This window comes from Collinsella sp. TM05-38, assembly GCF_003466445.1.
Lineage (GTDB): Bacteria > Actinomycetota > Coriobacteriia > Coriobacteriales > Coriobacteriaceae > Collinsella.
Map to the genome: position 1 here is coordinate 21,266 of NZ_QSPM01000014.1, position 15,124 is coordinate 36,389.

The window sequence follows — 15,124 nt, forward strand, 5'->3', positions numbered from 1 at the left end:
TTGGGTTCACGAGCCATGCCAAGTGCTCAGGAGCTACAGCAGCAATTTGGTGAATATCGAGGCGCCATGCCCCGTCCATCAGATTTCGATTTCTTTTGGAAAGATCGCATGGCCGAGGCCGACGCCGTTGGGCTTGACTATGCGATTGAGGCGGCATCGGTCGCCGATGCTGTGACTTGCCAGCTTTTCGACCTCTGGTTTACCGGTATGTGCGGCGCCCGCCTGCATGCCAAGTACCTTAAGCCCGTCTCGGACGAGCCCGTGCCATTGGTGCTTCAGTTCCATGGGTATCCGGGTGCAAGCCGCAGCTGGTTTGAGCAGGCGTCGTTTGCTGGTATGGGCATGGCGCTGATCGCTCTCGATTGTCCTGGCCAAGGAGGTCCCTCCGAGGACATTGGTGGATTTGAGGGCACAACGGTCGCGGGCCATATCGTCGCCGGTATCGACGGCGACCCGGCCAACCTCTACTATGTCCGCTTGCATCAGGACATCCGCATCCTATGCCGTATCGTTCGCGAGCTCGAGGGCATCGATTTTGCCCGCGTATTTGTGAATGGCGCATCGCAGGGCGGCGGCTTGGGTATTGCGACCTGCGCGCTTAACAGCGAGCTTATCAATCGCGCCGCCATCCTCTATCCCTTCCTGTCGGATTTCCGCCTGGTCTGGGATTTGGATGCCGATGATATTGCCTACGAGGGCCTTCGCTATTGGTCGCGCTGGTTTGATGAGGACTCGACTCGTATTGATGAAGCCTATGCAAAGCTTGCGTACTTCGACTCCAAGAACTTCGCCCCCATGGTCAAATGCCCCGTGCTGTTTGGCACGGGAACTGCCGATATCGTTTGCCCGCCGGCGACGCAGTTTGCGGTCTACAACAACCTGACCTGCGAGAAGCGCCATGAGTTCTTTGAGGGCTTTGGCCACGAGGAGATTCAGGACTTTGACGATCTGATCATTCCGTTTTTCTGCAAGGGAGGGGAGGCTCATGTCTAAGTGCGAAAGCAATGTCGATGAGCTGATTGTCCCCGAGCTTACGGGGATTCCCGGGACGGTTTCGTCAAAGCTCTCCGATTTCCGGGATTGGCGCGGCGATACTTCGGTGGATATTTCCGATTTGTGTACAGCCGTATCGAATCCTGAGGTTTGCGGGTTGACCGTTACGGCGATTGATTTCGCCAATCCGTGCGCGTGCTACTCCGAGGTCTCCTTTGAGGTCGGCGGGGATGTCGTACACGGCCGCTTGATTGAGCCCGCTGGTCGTGCCCGAGTATCTGAGCGTGTGCCGTTGTGCCTGATGTTCCACGACATCGATCGGCCTGTGCGCGGCTGGCATCACATGACGAGATTTGCCGCCATGGGGTATGCCGTCCTCGCGCTGGATGACGATGTTGCTGGTGCGGACGACCTGCAGCGGGGGATTTCTTCGCCCGCTTTTGTCGAGCGCGTCCGTTGGGGTTGCGCGCTGGCGAAGGTGGCGCGCAATCTTGATGGCATGGACCCCGACCGCATCTTTGCATGGGGCGAGGGTCTTGGCGGCGGAGTCGCGCTGGCGGTTTCTGCTCTGGACGAGCGGGGCCTCGCCTGCACGGCGGTTGCCAATCCGCTTCCTGGCGGTCTCGAGGCGCTGTCGTCTCGGGTGCGCGGATCGGTGCTCATGGGCACGTCGCTTATGGATACCGTGAGCGATCCCAAGGATCAGTTTGCCGTATTCAACGGTCTTGAGTGTGACCGGAGGCATATCATCTATGCAAAATACGCTCACGAGCGCATCAATGCGTTCGAAAACGAAGTCGTCGACTTTTTTAACCAAACGTTCTACTCGTGTTCTTTGGCCTAGACGGCCTGGACACTGCCAACAAGAGTGGGTGGCATAGGGCCGCCCGCCAGACAACTAAGGAGATTCTTGTGGCAACTCAGAAATTCACCGGCGTTATCCCCCCCGTCGTTGTTCCCGATACCGAAGATCACCAGCTTGACGTTGCCTCCTTTGAGCGCAGCATCAACCGCATGATCGATGCTGGCGTCGATGGCCTGTTCTTCTTGGGATCCTCGGGCGAGGTCGTCTTCTCCACCGACGAGCGCCGTCGCCAGATTATCGCCGAGGCCGTCCGTATCGTCGACCATCGCGTTCCCGTTCTGGTCGGCATCATCGATACCGAGACCGAGCGCATGATCGAGCACGGCAAGGTCGCCCAGGAGCTGGGCGCCGATGCCCTCGTCGCCACCTGCCCGTTCTATGCCCTGCAGGGCATGACCGAGGTCGAGGAGCACTTCCGCATCCTGCACGAGGAACTCGACCTGCCCATCTTTGCCTATGACATTCCCGTCTGCGTTCACACCAAGCTCCCCTGGAAGCTCCTTGCCAAGCTCGGCGCCGAGGGCGTTCTGGCCGGCGTCAAGGATTCCTCGGGTGATGACATCTCGTTCCGCTACCTCGTTCAGGAGAACGAGAAGAACGGCCATCCGATGAGCATTCTCACCGGCCACGAGGTTGTTGTCGACGGCGCCTACCTCGGTGGCGCCGACGGTTCCGTCCCGGGTCTCGCCAACGTTGAGCCCGAGGGCTACGTGCGTCAGTGGAAGGCCGCTCAGGCTGGTGACTGGGCTACCGTCAAGGCCGAGCAGGATCGCCTCAATGAGATTTCGCACATCTGGGATGTCACCTCGGGCGTCCAGGGCTATGCCGGTGGCGTCGGCGCCTTCAAGACCGCTATGAACCTCATGGGTATCTTCGACAGCCCGACCATGCCGCGCCCGGTGAAGGCCATGACCGGCGAGAACGTCGAGGCAATCAGGAAGGTCCTCCAGGACAACGGTCTGCTGTAGTGCTTTCCCAGGCGCCCAACCTCGCGCCTCAACCGTGCGGCCATGACCCATTAGGTCAATGGCCACACGGTTTCTCGGCGATCTCGGGCACCTGGAAGACCTTTACCGCGCTGTGACGGCTAGCCTGCCGGCGCATTTCCTGTAGTTGTTTATATCTCCTAAGGAGAGCGACATGGAGAACAAGTACGTTTGCTCCGTCGATATCGGCGGCACCAAGATTGCGACTGCCATTATGGAGTATCCGGCTGATGGCGGCGTGCCCCATCCGGTCTTTGAAGCTGAGGTTCCCACCGAGGCCCAAGAGGGCGGCGAGGCCGTCTTCCAGCGTATCGAGGCGTCCATCAAGGCTGCTCTCGAGGCGAATCCCGATGTCGAGGTCCTTGGCGTCGGTATCGGTGCCGCCGGCGTCGTCGATCCCAAGACGGGCGCCATCGCGTATGCCAATGAGATCATGCCCGGCTGGTCCGGCGTTCAGTTGGGGCCGCGTCTGCGCGAGGACCTCGGTCTTCCCGTTGCCGTTGTAGGCGACGTGCAGGCTCATGCTCTGGGCGAGGCCCACTGGGGCGTCGGCAAGGGCAAGTTCTCCGTCTTGTGTCTTGGCATCGGTACGGGCATCGGCGGCGCATATGTCGAGAACGGCCGCGTGATGCAGGGCTTCCATGGTGCTGCTGGCCATATGGGCCACATCGAGTGCTCGGCTGCCGCCGGCATTCCCTGCGCCTGCGGGCGTTCTGGCCATCTGGAGTCGGTTGCTTCGGGCACTTCCATTGGTCGAATGTATGACGAGCGCTTTGGTCGCGTTGACCCCAGCCGTCCTTCGGTCGGCCGCGACGTAAACGACCTGTGCCGTGCGGGCGACGCAAAGGCGACCGAGGTCATCCATGACGCCGGCTTTGCGCTGGGTGCCAGCTTGGGCTCGCTCACTAACATCCTGGACCCTGAGGTCATCGTGCTTTCGGGCGGCGTGATTCACCAAGGTCCCGATTGGCGTTCGCAGACATGGAAGGATTCGGTGCACGAGGGCTATGCCAGCCAGGCGCTCGATCCGCTTCAGGACACGCCGATCCTCATCGGTTCTCTGGAGGGCGATGCTCCGCTCATCGGTGCCGCTGAGCATCTTCTCGCCTCGTTGAAGTAAACGTATCTGCTGTAGGAGCCTCCCGAGACAACACGCCTCGGGAGGCTGTTCTGAGAAAGGTTGCAGCCTTATGACCGTCGATCCTTTGATTCAATCCCTGAAGGGTAAACTCGTCGTGAGCGTTCAGGCGTATATGGGCGAGCCGCTTCGTACGCCCGAGACCATGGCTCAAATGTCTCGCGCTTGCGAGCTCGGCGGCGCCGCCGCCATTCGCTGCCAGGGCCTTGCCGACATTGCCGCCATTAAGGGTCGCTGTGAGGTTCCCGTCATCGGCCTGTGGAAGGATGGGCACGAGGGCGTTTACATCACGCCGACGCTGCGTCACGCTCGCGCCTGCGTTGCTGCCGGTGCCGATATCGTGGCGATCGACGCCACCGATCGTCCGCGCCCCGATGGCAAGACGGTCGAGGATACCTTCCGCCCGCTGCACGAGGAGGGTGTGCTCCTGATGGCGGATTGTGCCACCATCGAGGATATTCGCCGTGCTGTTGATATGGGCTTTGACCTGGTATCCACCACGCTTTCTCACGGCGTCGCCGCCATCGACTGCACCATGGCCGATGGCCCCGACCTGCCGCTCCTGCGTCAGGCGACCGAGGAATTCCCCGGCCTTCCCATCATTTGCGAGGGCCGCGTGCATACGCCCGAGGAGGCTCGCGCCGCGATCGATGCTGGCGCCTGGGCCGTTGTCGTCGGCACCGCCATCACGCACCCCACGAGTATTACGAGTTGGTTCAAGGCTGCGCTTGAGGCGTAAGACAGGCCTCGTATCCGCTCGGGGCGGTATACTCAATATAGGCAATTGACCGCGCGGGATCCGGGTTGCTGGGTCCCGCGCTTGTTTTTAGGAGGCAGCACATGCAAAAGGGAGATGCCATGGATGCGGCGGAGCGCTCGGAGCGCATCCCCGATATCGTCATCATCACCGGAATGTCCGGATCGGGCCGAACGCAGGCCATGCATGTGTTCGAGGACATGGGTTACTTTTGCATCGACAACTTGCCTCCGCGTCTGATCGCCCAGCTTGCCGAACTCGTCGGCATCAATACGGGCGTGGGCAGGCATCTTGCCGTCACCTGCGATTTGCGTAGCCAGGGACTGTTTGACGAGTTACTCGATGCGGTCGCTGCGCTCGAAGAGCGCGAGATGAGCTGCGACATCGTGTTCCTGGAGGCTTCTGACGAGGTGCTGATCCGTCGTTATAGCGAAAACCGCCGCCGCCATCCCATTGCCAAGCCGGGGGAGACTACGGCCGACGCGATTCAGCGCGAGCGCCTGCAGCTGCAGGGTGTGCGCGATCGAGCCGATATGATCATCGACACGAGCCGCCTGCGCACCTCTGCCCTGCGCAACAAATTGCGCATGGCGTTCTCCGAGTTGTCCGACCAGCAGCTCATGGACGTTCACGTGTTCTCGTTTGGCTTTAAGCACGGTATGCCCGTCGAGGCGGACATCATGATCGACGTTCGCTTCCTGCCCAATCCGTTCTACGATCCCGAGATGCGCACCATGACCGGTCTCGATAAGAAAGTCTCCGACTTTGTTCTGGACCATCCTAAGACCCAGGAGTTCTGGAAGGCCTGGACGCAGCTGCTCGATACGGTCATGCCGGGCTATATCGCGGAGGGCAAGCCGCAACTTTCTATTGCCATCGGTTGCACGGGCGGCCAACACCGCAGCGTTGCCATCGCCGAGGCCACGGCACGTTATTTGGAAGGCGCCCAGTATCACGTGAGCATTTCCCATCGCGACCTGTCGCGCGCGAACACGAAAGCATAGGCCTGCATGTCGTTTACCGCGGAGGTGCGTGACGAGCTCGCGCGCTGCGAACCCGAATGTGAATACTGCGATTTGTCGACGCTTGCCGCCCTGACGCGCGTGAGCGGTACACTTTCGCTGGCCGGCTCCGGGCGGTATCGTTTGACGGTCGCGACCGAGACGGGCGCCGTCGCGCGCACGATGATCACACTGACGCATCGCATCCTTAAGCTCAAAACGGAATTCACCGTTCGTAAATCGGTCTTGCATAAGGTCCGTAACTATCTCATTACCCTGCCCGATCAACCCGACCTGGACAAGGCTCTGGTGCTGCTGGGCATTCTCGACCGCAGGGGAGGGCTCGTCGCCGGTGTTCCCCGGCACATCGTTGCCCGTCCCTGCTGCAGGCTTGCCTACATCCGCGGCGCGCTCATCGCCGGCGGTTTCGTGGCCGATCCCCGCGGCGACTTTCATTTGGAGATCGCGGTGCAGGGCGAGCAGTATGCCCGGGGACTCTGCGATCTATTGGAGCAGATCGGGGTCCATGCGCGCGTTAACGCGCGGCGCGGATCCTTTGCTGTCTACATTAAGAGCGCCGAGGAGATCGAGCGTCTTTTAAAGCTGATTGGTGCCAAGCGCAGCGTTGCCGAGATTGAGGAAGCGCGCGCGGTCAAGTTGGTTAAGAACGATGTGAACCGTCGCGTGAATGCCGAGCTCGCCAACCAGACCAGAAGCGCCGGTGCTGCCCAACATCAGCTTGCGTTGATCGATGAGCTCGAGCAGCGTGGCCTTCGCGATGAGCTTCCGGATGCATTGGCGGTCTTTTGCGACTTGCGCGAGCGCTACCCCGATCTGTCGCTGCGTGATTTGGGGGAGATGGCTGACCCTCCCTTGTCGAAGTCGGCCCTCTACCATCGAGTTTTGAGGCTTGAAAAGCTCATTGAAGCAAACAGGTAGTTTAAAGTATCGACTTATATACGGATTTAGCTGCTCTTTTATTCTTTAAAACGTTTTAACGTAAATTTGATTTTCAATTTCGACCATTCTCGTGAAATTCAAGTCCAAAAAAAGGTATATTAGGCGAGTGGTTAGTTTGTGGGCCTCAACGGCAGGCGCTGTAGCTTGCGGGGGCCTTACGAAAGGAGACACAATGGCAGTAAAGGTTGCTATTAACGGCTTCGGTCGCATCGGTCGTCTGGCCTTCCGTCAGATGTTCGGTCATGAGGGCTCCGAGATCGTCGCTATCAACGACCTCACCTCTCCCGACATGCTCGCTTACCTGCTGAAGTACGACTCCACGCAGGGCAACTACGCTCGCGATCACGAGGTCGTTGCTGGCGAGGATTCCATCACCGTTGACGGCAAGGAGATCAAGATCTACAAGGAGGCCGACGCCAACAACCTGCCTTGGGGCGACCTCGACGTCGACGTCGTTCTCGAGTGCACCGGCTTCTACACCAGCAAGGCTAAGGCTCAGGCCCACATCAACGCTGGCGCCAAGAAGGTCGTCATCTCCGCTCCGGCTGGCAGCGACCTGCCCACCATCGTGTACAACGTCAACCACGAGACGCTGACCGCTGAGGACAACATCATCTCTGCTGCTTCCTGCACCACCAACTGCCTCGCCCCGATGGCCAAGGGTCTGAACGACTTCGCTCCCATCGTGTCCGGCATCATGACCACCATTCACGCCTGGACTGGCGACCAGATGCCGCTCGACGGCCCGCAGCGCAAGGGCAACAAGCGTCGTAGCCGCGCCTGCGCCGTCAACATCGTCCCCAACTCCACCGGTGCTGCCAAGGCTATCGGCCTGGTTCTCCCCGAGCTCAACGGTAAGCTCATCGGTGCCGCTCAGCGCGTCCCGACGCCGACCGGCTCCATCACCAACCTCTACGCTGTCGTTGACAAGAAGGTCACTGTCGACGAGGTCAACGCTGCTATGAAGGCCTACGCTGCCACCATCTCTGAGACCTTCGGTTACAACGAGGACGACATCGTCTCCACCGACATCATCGGCGAGACCCACGGCTCCATCTTCGACGCCACTCAGACCATGTGCTCTGACCTCGGCAACGGCCAGACCCTCGTTCAGGTCACCTCTTGGTATGACAACGAGAACTCTTACACCTCTCAGATGGTCCGCACCATCAAGTACTTCGAGAAGTTCGTTGCTTAATTTAGCTTTTAGCGAATAGCTCGTTGAGCGTCTAAAGAAGGGCGCGGCCTTATAGGGCTTACACCCTAAGGTCGCGCCCTTTTTATAGGAAATCGTCTGCCGTAATGGAAGGCAGACACGTACGAAAGGTAGAAGCAAACATGGCCTTTACCAAGAAGACCGTCCGCGACATCGATGTCGACGGCAAGCGCGTTCTCGTCCGCGTTGACTTCAACGTGCCTATCAAGGATGGCGTCGTTGGCGACACCACCCGCATCAAGGCTGCCCTGCCCACCATCAACTATCTCGTTGAGCACAATGCTCGCGTCATCCTCATGAGCCACCTCGGCCGTCCTGAGGGCACCGGCTTCCAGCCCGAGCTGTCCCTCGAGCCCGTCGCCAAGAAGCTCGCTGAGCTCTCTGGTCTCGACGTTGCCTTCGTCGCCGACACCTATGGCGAGAAGGCCGCCGAGGCCGTCGCCGCCGTCGAGCCGGGCAAGGTCCTCGTTCTCGAGAACGTCCGTTTTGACAAGCGTGAGAAGAAGAACGATCCCGAGATCGCCAAGATCCTCGCTTCCTATGGCGACGTCTTCGTCCTCGATGCCTTCGGTACCGCTCACCGCGCCCAGGGTTCCGTTGTGGGCCCCGCCGCTTACCTGCCCGCAGTCGCTGGCTTCCTGCTCGAGAAGGAGGTCGACACGCTGACCGGCATCTTCGCCGAGCCCGAGCGCCCCTTCGTCGCTATCGTCGGCGGTTCCAAGGTTTCCTCCAAGATTGGCGTTCTCGATCACCTCATCGACTCCGCTGATACCCTGATCATCGGTGGCGGCATGGCCTACACCTTCTTCCTGGCTCAGGGCCTGACCGTCGGTCAGTCCCTCAAGGAAGAGGACTGGGTCGAGCGCGCTGGCGAGATGCTCAAGAAGGCCGAGGAGAAGGGCGTCAAGATCCTGCTCCCCATCGACAACCGCGTTGCCGATCACTTTGGCGAGGACGCTGTCCCCGAGGTTGTCGCTTCCGACGCTATCCCCGATGACCGCGAGGGCATGGACATCGGTCCCAAGACCGAGGAGCTCTACGCCGAGGCCGTCAAGGGCGCCAAGACTGTGTTCTGGAATGGCCCCATGGGCGTCTTCGAGTTCGACAACTTCGCTCACGGCACTCAGGCTATCGCCGAAGCTGTCGCCGAGGCCGACTGCACCTCGATCATCGGCGGCGGCGACTCTGTCGCAGCTGTCAACAAGTTCAACCTGGCCGACAAGATGAGCTGGATCTCCACCGGTGGTGGCGCTTCCATGGAGCTCGTCGAGGGTAAGGCCCTGCCCGGAGTGGAGGCGCTTCTCGATGCCTAATCGCACCCTTCTTATCGCTGGTAACTGGAAGATGAACAACGACGTCGCCGAGGCCGCCAAGCTCGCCGACGAGCTGGCTCAGGCTCTGCCCGAGGTTCCGGCTGGCGTCGAGGTGCTCGTGTGCCCTCCGACCATCGACATCACCACGGTTCATGACCGCATTCAGGCTGCCCCCATTGCCCTCGGTGCACAGAACGTGTACTGGGAGGCCAAGGGTGCCTTCACCGGTGAGTCCTCTTGCGACATGCTCAAGTCCGCTGGCTGCACCTACTGCATCATCGGTCACTCCGAGCGTCGCGACTACTTCCACGAGACCGATGAGGACCAGAACAAGAAGGCCAAGGCTCTCGTTGCCGCTGGTCTTGTTCCCGTCTTCTGCTGCGGCGAGTCCCTCGAGGTCCGCGAGGCTGGCACCTATGTCGAGCACGTCGTGAACCAGGTCAAGGCTGGCCTTGCTGGTCTTGAGATCACCTGCCCCAAGCAGGTCGTCGTCGCTTACGAGCCCATCTGGGCCATCGGCACCGGCAAGACCGCTACCGCTGAGGACGCTCAGGAGGTCTGCGGCGCTATCCGTGAGACCCTCAAGGAGATGTTCGGCGAGGAGCTCGCTAACGGCATCCGCGTTCTCTATGGTGGCTCTGCCAAGCCCGGCAACATCGCCGAGCTCGTCGCCAAGCCCGACGTTGACGGCGCCCTCGTGGGCGGCGCTTCGCTCAAGGCTGCCGACTTCGCCTCTATGGTCGTCAAGGCAGGCGAGTAGGACATATGGCACAGCGTCACCTTCCTGCACTCCTGATCATCATGGATGGCTGCGGCCTGGCTCCGGCCGATGGCGAGAACGCCGTCGCCGCTGCCAAGACGCCCTTCCTTGATAGCCTGTACGAGAAGTATCCTCACACCACGCTCGGCGCTTCGGGCGAGGACGTGGGCCTTCCCGACGGCCAGATGGGCAACTCCGAGGTGGGCCACCTCAACATCGGTGCCGGCCGCATCGTCTTCCAGGAACTTTCGCGCATCAACAACGCCATCAAGGATGGCTCCATCGCCAAGAACGAGGTTTTCGTCAAGGCTATGGACGATGTCAAGGCCGAGGGTAAGACCCTTCACCTTATGGGCCTTATGAGCCCTGGCGGCGTTCACTCCCACATGAACCACGTCGAGGCTCTGGTCAAGATGGCTGCCCAGCATGGGATCAAGACCGTTCGCGTTCACGCCTTTATGGATGGCCGCGACGTCGATCCGCAGTCCGGTGCCGGCTACATGAGCGAGTTCTGCGCCTTCCTGGCTAAGATCTCCGAGGAGACCGGTTGCGACGCTCGTGTTGCCACCGTCTCGGGCCGTTATTGGGCCATGGACCGCGATAATCGTTGGGAGCGCATCCAGCGCGCCTACGACGTCATGGTCAACGCGTCCGATGCCGATACCGACCCCGTTGCCGGTATCAAGGCCTACTACGAGAAGGACCCGCGCGGCGACGAGTTCGTCGAGCCCTTCGCTGCCCACAACGAGGGCATCCACGAGGGCGACGCGGCCATCTTCTTCAACTTCCGTCCCGACCGCGCCCGTCAGATGACCCGCGTTTTCACGGACAAGGAGTTCGACGGCTTTGAGCGTGAGCAGATCAAGCTTTCGCACTTTGTGACGATGACCGAGTACGATCCGACGTTTGACGTTGATGTCGCCTTCCCCAAGACGTTCCCCGAGAACGTCCTGGCCGACGTCATCGCAGCCAATGGCTTGAAGCAGCTGCACACCGCCGAGACCGAGAAGTACGCCCACGTGACGTTCTTCCTCAACGGTGGCATCGAGGAGCCCAAGGAGGGCGAGGAGCGCGTGCTCGTCGCTTCCCCCAAGGTTGCTACCTACGATCTGCAGCCCGAGATGAGCGCTCCCGAGGTTACCGAGAAGCTCGTCTCCGCTATTAACGAGGATCGCGCTGACTTCTACATCGTGAACTTCGCGAACTGCGACATGGTTGGTCACACCGGCGTGTTCGATGCTGCCGTCAAGGCTGTCGAGGCCGTTGACGAGGCTCTCTCCAAGGTTGTCCCGGCGATTCTCGCCAAGGGCGGCTTTGCGCTGATCACCGCCGACCATGGCAACGCCGACCACATGTTTGACGTCGCTACCGACGGTTCCAAGCATCCGTTTACGGCTCACACCACCAACCGTGTGCCGTTCATCATCGTTGATGAGAAGGCCAAGCTTACCGGTATCGAGGACGGTCGTCTCTCCGATATCGCTCCGACCATGCTCACCATGGCTGGTCTTGAGCCTTCCGCCGAGATGACGGGTCGCGTGCTCGCCACCGAGGCCTAAAGAAAACAACTAACGTTTTCTTGTAAGGGGGTTGTCCACGTCCGGGCAACCCCCTTTTGCGCTATTTCTACCCCGTCCCCAAATGGCAGATGGGGGAGTGCTCGAGGTTGTGGTACAGTACTGGAGTTTGAATTGTTCTATTAAGGAGCTTATCTATGGGTCCGTTCCAGATTCTTCTGTTTGTCGTTTGGGCTGTGTCTGCCGTGGCGCTGACGATTCTCGTTCTGATGCACTCCGGTAAGGGCACTGGTGTTTCGGATATGATCGCCAGCTCTCTGTATAATTCCACCTCTGCCACGGGCGTTATGGAGCAGAACCTGGACCGCCTGACCGTTATCATGGCTGTCGTGTTTGCCGTGTGCGTCGTGCTGTGCATGTTCTTCTTCCCCCAGGGCATCGTGGGCTACTAAGCTCGAGTTGCATATACGCTTGAAAAGGGTTCCGCAAGTGCGGGACCCTTTTTGTTTACATGTTTGTAACAGGGTCAAAATATCCCCACATACTTCGCCTAACTAAAGAAATTCTCGACCGTTAACCGGAATCAGCGCCAAATTGTGCATAAAATGCGCTACTGTATTGAAAACGTTGGCCCGCATTGCATAACCAGCCATAACGGCGGACCGCGTTTGAATGGTTCGATCGGGTTGTCTCGACGTTGCCCAATCGAATTCACTTTGTCCTATCTCATAAGGAGGATGGCATGGCTGATTCTATGTTCCACCAGCCCGTTATGGGTCGTCGCGCCTTTGTTGGCGGCACCCTCGCTGCGAGCTCTATGGCTTTTCTTGCCGCATGCGGCAAGAAGGGCGGCGACGCTTCCGGTTCTGAGTCCGGTTCGACGCTGAACTTCTACATTAACAACCCGGTTTGCATCGACCCCTACAACGTCCAGGAGGATCAGGGCACTCAGGTCAACTACCAGCTGTTCGACGCTCTGACCACCTACGACAACGAGAAGGGCGAGATTGTCCCGCTGGCTTGCGAGTCCTTCGAGGCCAACGATGACGCCACCGAGTTCACCTTCAAGATCAAGAAGGCCAAGTTCCACAACGGTGACGACGTTACCTCCAAGTCCTTCAAGCTCGGTTGGGAGCGTCTGGTCAACACCAAGTCGGCCATCGCTACCGAGTATGGTCCTTCCGAGGTCTCCTATCACCTTTCCATGGTCGAGGGCTATGACGATCTGCTTGCCGGTAACGCTACCGAGCTCAGCGGTGTTACTTGCCCCGACGATGAGACCCTCGTCGTCAAGCTGTCTTCCGCTTACGCCGACTTCCCCTTCGTCGCATCTCACCCGGCTCTGGCCCCGGTTCCCGAGTGCGCCGAGTCCGATGTCAAGAGCTTCTACCTTGCCCCGATCGGTAACGGCCCGTTCATGATGGACGGCAAGTGGGAGGATGGTCAGGAGATCAACCTCAAGAAGTTCGACGATTACTATGGCGACAAGGCCAAGATCGATGGCATCCACTTCCAGGTCATCAAGGACATGGAGACCGCTTACAAGGAGTTCCAGGCCGGTAACCTCGATGTCTGCGACGTTCCCGTTGCTCAGATCGACGCCGCCAAGAAGGATCGCGGCGTGTCCAAGGACGGCTACACCATGGGTGACGGCGAGCGCATGCTGCTCGGCGCCGAGCCTTCCACGTACTACCTGACCTGCAACAACACGGCCGAGCCGTTCAACAACGCTGACCTGCGTAGGGGCATCTCCCTGGCCATCAACCGTGAGGCCATCTGCAAGACCATCTTCAAGGGCACCCGTACCCCCGCTGACGGCATCGTTCCTCCGGGAATCGCCGGCTACAAGGAGGGCGCATGGGAGTTCTGCGAGTACAACGTTGATAAGGCCAACGAGTACCTCGACAAGGTTGCTCCTGCCGGCGCCAACGGCGACCGCGGCATCAACGTGACCCTGTCCTACAACCAGGACGGTGGACACAAGGAGATCATGGAGTCCATCATCGGTGACCTCGCCAAGGTGGGCGTTACCGCTACTTCCGATACCCCTGAGTGGTCTGCCCTGCTCGAGCAGTATCAGAACTTCAACTATCAGTTTGGTCGTCTGGGCTGGATCGCCGACTACCCGATTATGGACAACTTCCTGTACCCGTTGTTCCACTCCGACTCCCTCGGCGGCGACAACCGTTCCGGTTACAGCAACCCCGAGTTCGACGCTAAGGTTGACGAGGCTCGTACCACGGTTGACGACGATGAGCGTATCGCCAAGATGCAGGAGGCCGACGCTATGGTCGCTGCCGACTGCCCGGTCATCCCGGTGATGTTCTACACGCACACCATCGCCGGCTCCGATCGCATCAAGCACCTCTATGTTGATCCGCAGAAGCACGCCGATCTGGGTACCGCTGAGCTCGCCTAAGAGTTGCAGCTTCCGTGAGGGTCAAGTATTTACGTAGACCTCATGGGAAACATACAGTTCCCCCTAACCTGGGGTAAACTGGCTGATGGTAATTTTGGGATGCCGGTCTGGCGATCGGCATCCCATTTAGGTTAATCCCTAGATAGGGGAGTGGTATGGGTAAGTACATCGTTAAACGTGTGCTTCAGTTCATCCCGGTGTTTTTGGGCGTCACGCTGATTCTGTTCGCCCTCCAGAATATCGTGCCGGGAGATCCGATCAAGCTGATCGGTGGAGACAAGGCTCTGTCCCCCGAGGTGGAGCTTCAGCTTCGCGTTCGCTATCACCTGGTCCAGTCGGACGAGGATGGCAACGCGATTCTTGACGAGAACGGCGACCCCGTTCAAACGTCGCTCGTGGACCGTTACTTGTATTACATGAACGGCCTGCTTCATGGCGATCTGGGCAATTCGTATCAGCGCAAGCTGCCGGTTACGGAAATCTTTGCCCAGAAGTATCCGTATACGGTCAAACTTGCCGCGTGCGCCATCGTGCTCGAGGCAATCATGGGTATCGGTGCGGGTATCATTTCGGCAGTAAAGCGTTACTCCTTCTGGGATATTTTGGTAACGCTGACCACGTCGATCCTCGTTGCCGTTCCTGCCTTCTGGCTCGGCATGTTGTTGCAGCTGTTCTTTGGTGTCATCCTCAAGGATGCCACCGGCGGCGCGTTCTCCATGCCGATCTCGGGTGCTGGTGGTTCCAGCTCTCAGTATCAGGATTGGATGCACTATGTGCTTCCGACCATTACGCTGGCTTCGGTTTCGACCGCCTATGCTGCCCGCATCATGCGCTCGCAGCTGCTCGACGTCATGAACCAGGATTACATTCGCACAGCAAAGGCCAAGGGTCTCTCCAATCGTGCGATCATCATCAAGCATGCGCTTAAGAATGCACTCATCCCCGTCGTTACCTATATTGGTGTCGACTTCGGCGCCATGCTTTCGGGCGCCATCCTGACCGAGACGGTCTTTAACTGGCCCGGTATTGGCTATGAGGTCTACCGCGCCATCAGCATGCGCGACTGGCCCATCGTTATGGGCGGCGTTACGCTCATCGTTGTCGTCGTTATGGTGATCAACCTGCTCGTCGACATTAGCTATGCATTCCTCGACCCGCGCATCCGCCTTGGCGGTCCGTCGGATAAGGCTTAAGAGAGG

At 59.5% G+C, this 15,124-nt stretch carries 14 protein-coding genes; all 14 read left to right on the forward strand.

Annotated features, from left to right (window positions below; translation table 11 throughout):
* Positions 1-15 precede the first annotated feature (15 nt).
* The 14 genes from DXD49_RS08065 (at position 16) to DXD49_RS08130 (ending at position 15,118) form a co-directional block, all read left to right on the forward strand.
* Complete coding sequence (locus DXD49_RS08065; RefSeq protein WP_117763871.1) at positions 16-993, forward strand: acetylxylan esterase; 978 nt, start codon at positions 16-18, stop codon at positions 991-993.
* Positions 986-1,837: an acetylxylan esterase gene (locus DXD49_RS08070; RefSeq protein WP_117794686.1), complete on the forward strand. Its 852-nt coding sequence runs from the start codon at positions 986-988 to the stop codon at positions 1,835-1,837. The genes DXD49_RS08065 and DXD49_RS08070 overlap by 8 nt, the downstream gene beginning before the upstream one ends.
* 68 nt (positions 1,838-1,905) lie before the next feature.
* Positions 1,906-2,826 (forward strand): dihydrodipicolinate synthase family protein, encoded by a 921-nt coding sequence (locus tag DXD49_RS08075; protein ID WP_089573615.1) that lies wholly within the window; start codon positions 1,906-1,908, stop codon positions 2,824-2,826.
* 172 nt (positions 2,827-2,998) lie between these two features.
* Positions 2,999-3,964 carry an ROK family protein gene (locus tag DXD49_RS08080; protein ID WP_117794687.1) on the forward strand — a complete coding sequence of 322 codons (966 nt, stop codon included), beginning with the start codon at positions 2,999-3,001 and terminating at the stop codon, positions 3,962-3,964.
* A 70-nt stretch (positions 3,965-4,034) separates the two neighbouring features.
* Complete coding sequence (locus tag DXD49_RS08085) at positions 4,035-4,721, forward strand: N-acetylmannosamine-6-phosphate 2-epimerase (RefSeq protein ID WP_022094877.1); 687 nt, start codon at positions 4,035-4,037, stop codon at positions 4,719-4,721.
* Positions 4,722-4,822: 101 nt separating this feature from the next.
* Entirely contained in the window at positions 4,823-5,743 is a 921-nt protein-coding gene (gene rapZ, locus DXD49_RS08090) for an RNase adapter RapZ (RefSeq protein ID WP_022094878.1), read from the forward strand.
* Between the two features lie 6 nt (positions 5,744-5,749).
* Complete coding sequence (whiA, locus tag DXD49_RS08095; protein WP_117794688.1) at positions 5,750-6,679, forward strand: DNA-binding protein WhiA; 930 nt, start codon at positions 5,750-5,752, stop codon at positions 6,677-6,679.
* Between the two features lie 193 nt (positions 6,680-6,872).
* The gene (gene gap / locus DXD49_RS08100) at positions 6,873-7,898 is read left to right on the forward strand and encodes a type I glyceraldehyde-3-phosphate dehydrogenase (RefSeq protein WP_117735344.1); all 1,026 of its coding nucleotides are present in this window, start codon (positions 6,873-6,875) and stop codon (positions 7,896-7,898) included.
* A 140-nt stretch (positions 7,899-8,038) separates the two neighbouring features.
* On the forward strand, positions 8,039-9,229 hold the full coding sequence (gene pgk / locus DXD49_RS08105) for a phosphoglycerate kinase (protein WP_117735343.1): 1,191 nt from the start codon (positions 8,039-8,041) through the stop codon (positions 9,227-9,229).
* Positions 9,222-9,989, forward strand: coding sequence for a triose-phosphate isomerase (tpiA, locus tag DXD49_RS08110; protein WP_022094882.1), 768 nt, complete (start codon positions 9,222-9,224; stop codon positions 9,987-9,989). The genes pgk and tpiA overlap by 8 nt, the downstream gene beginning before the upstream one ends.
* A gap of 5 nt (positions 9,990-9,994) precedes the next feature.
* Complete coding sequence (gpmI, locus tag DXD49_RS08115; protein WP_117735341.1) at positions 9,995-11,548, forward strand: 2,3-bisphosphoglycerate-independent phosphoglycerate mutase; 1,554 nt, start codon at positions 9,995-9,997, stop codon at positions 11,546-11,548.
* A gap of 155 nt (positions 11,549-11,703) precedes the next feature.
* Entirely contained in the window at positions 11,704-11,958 is a 255-nt protein-coding gene (gene secG / locus DXD49_RS08120; RefSeq protein ID WP_117735340.1) for a preprotein translocase subunit SecG, read from the forward strand.
* A 290-nt stretch (positions 11,959-12,248) separates the two neighbouring features.
* A complete protein-coding gene (locus DXD49_RS08125) occupies positions 12,249-13,925 on the forward strand; it encodes an ABC transporter substrate-binding protein (RefSeq protein ID WP_117735339.1) in 1,677 nt (558 codons plus the stop codon).
* 155 nt (positions 13,926-14,080) lie between these two features.
* Positions 14,081-15,118, forward strand: a complete 1,038-nt coding sequence (locus DXD49_RS08130; RefSeq protein WP_117735338.1) for an ABC transporter permease — start codon at positions 14,081-14,083, stop codon at positions 15,116-15,118.
* The last annotated feature ends 6 nt before the right edge of the window (positions 15,119-15,124 follow it).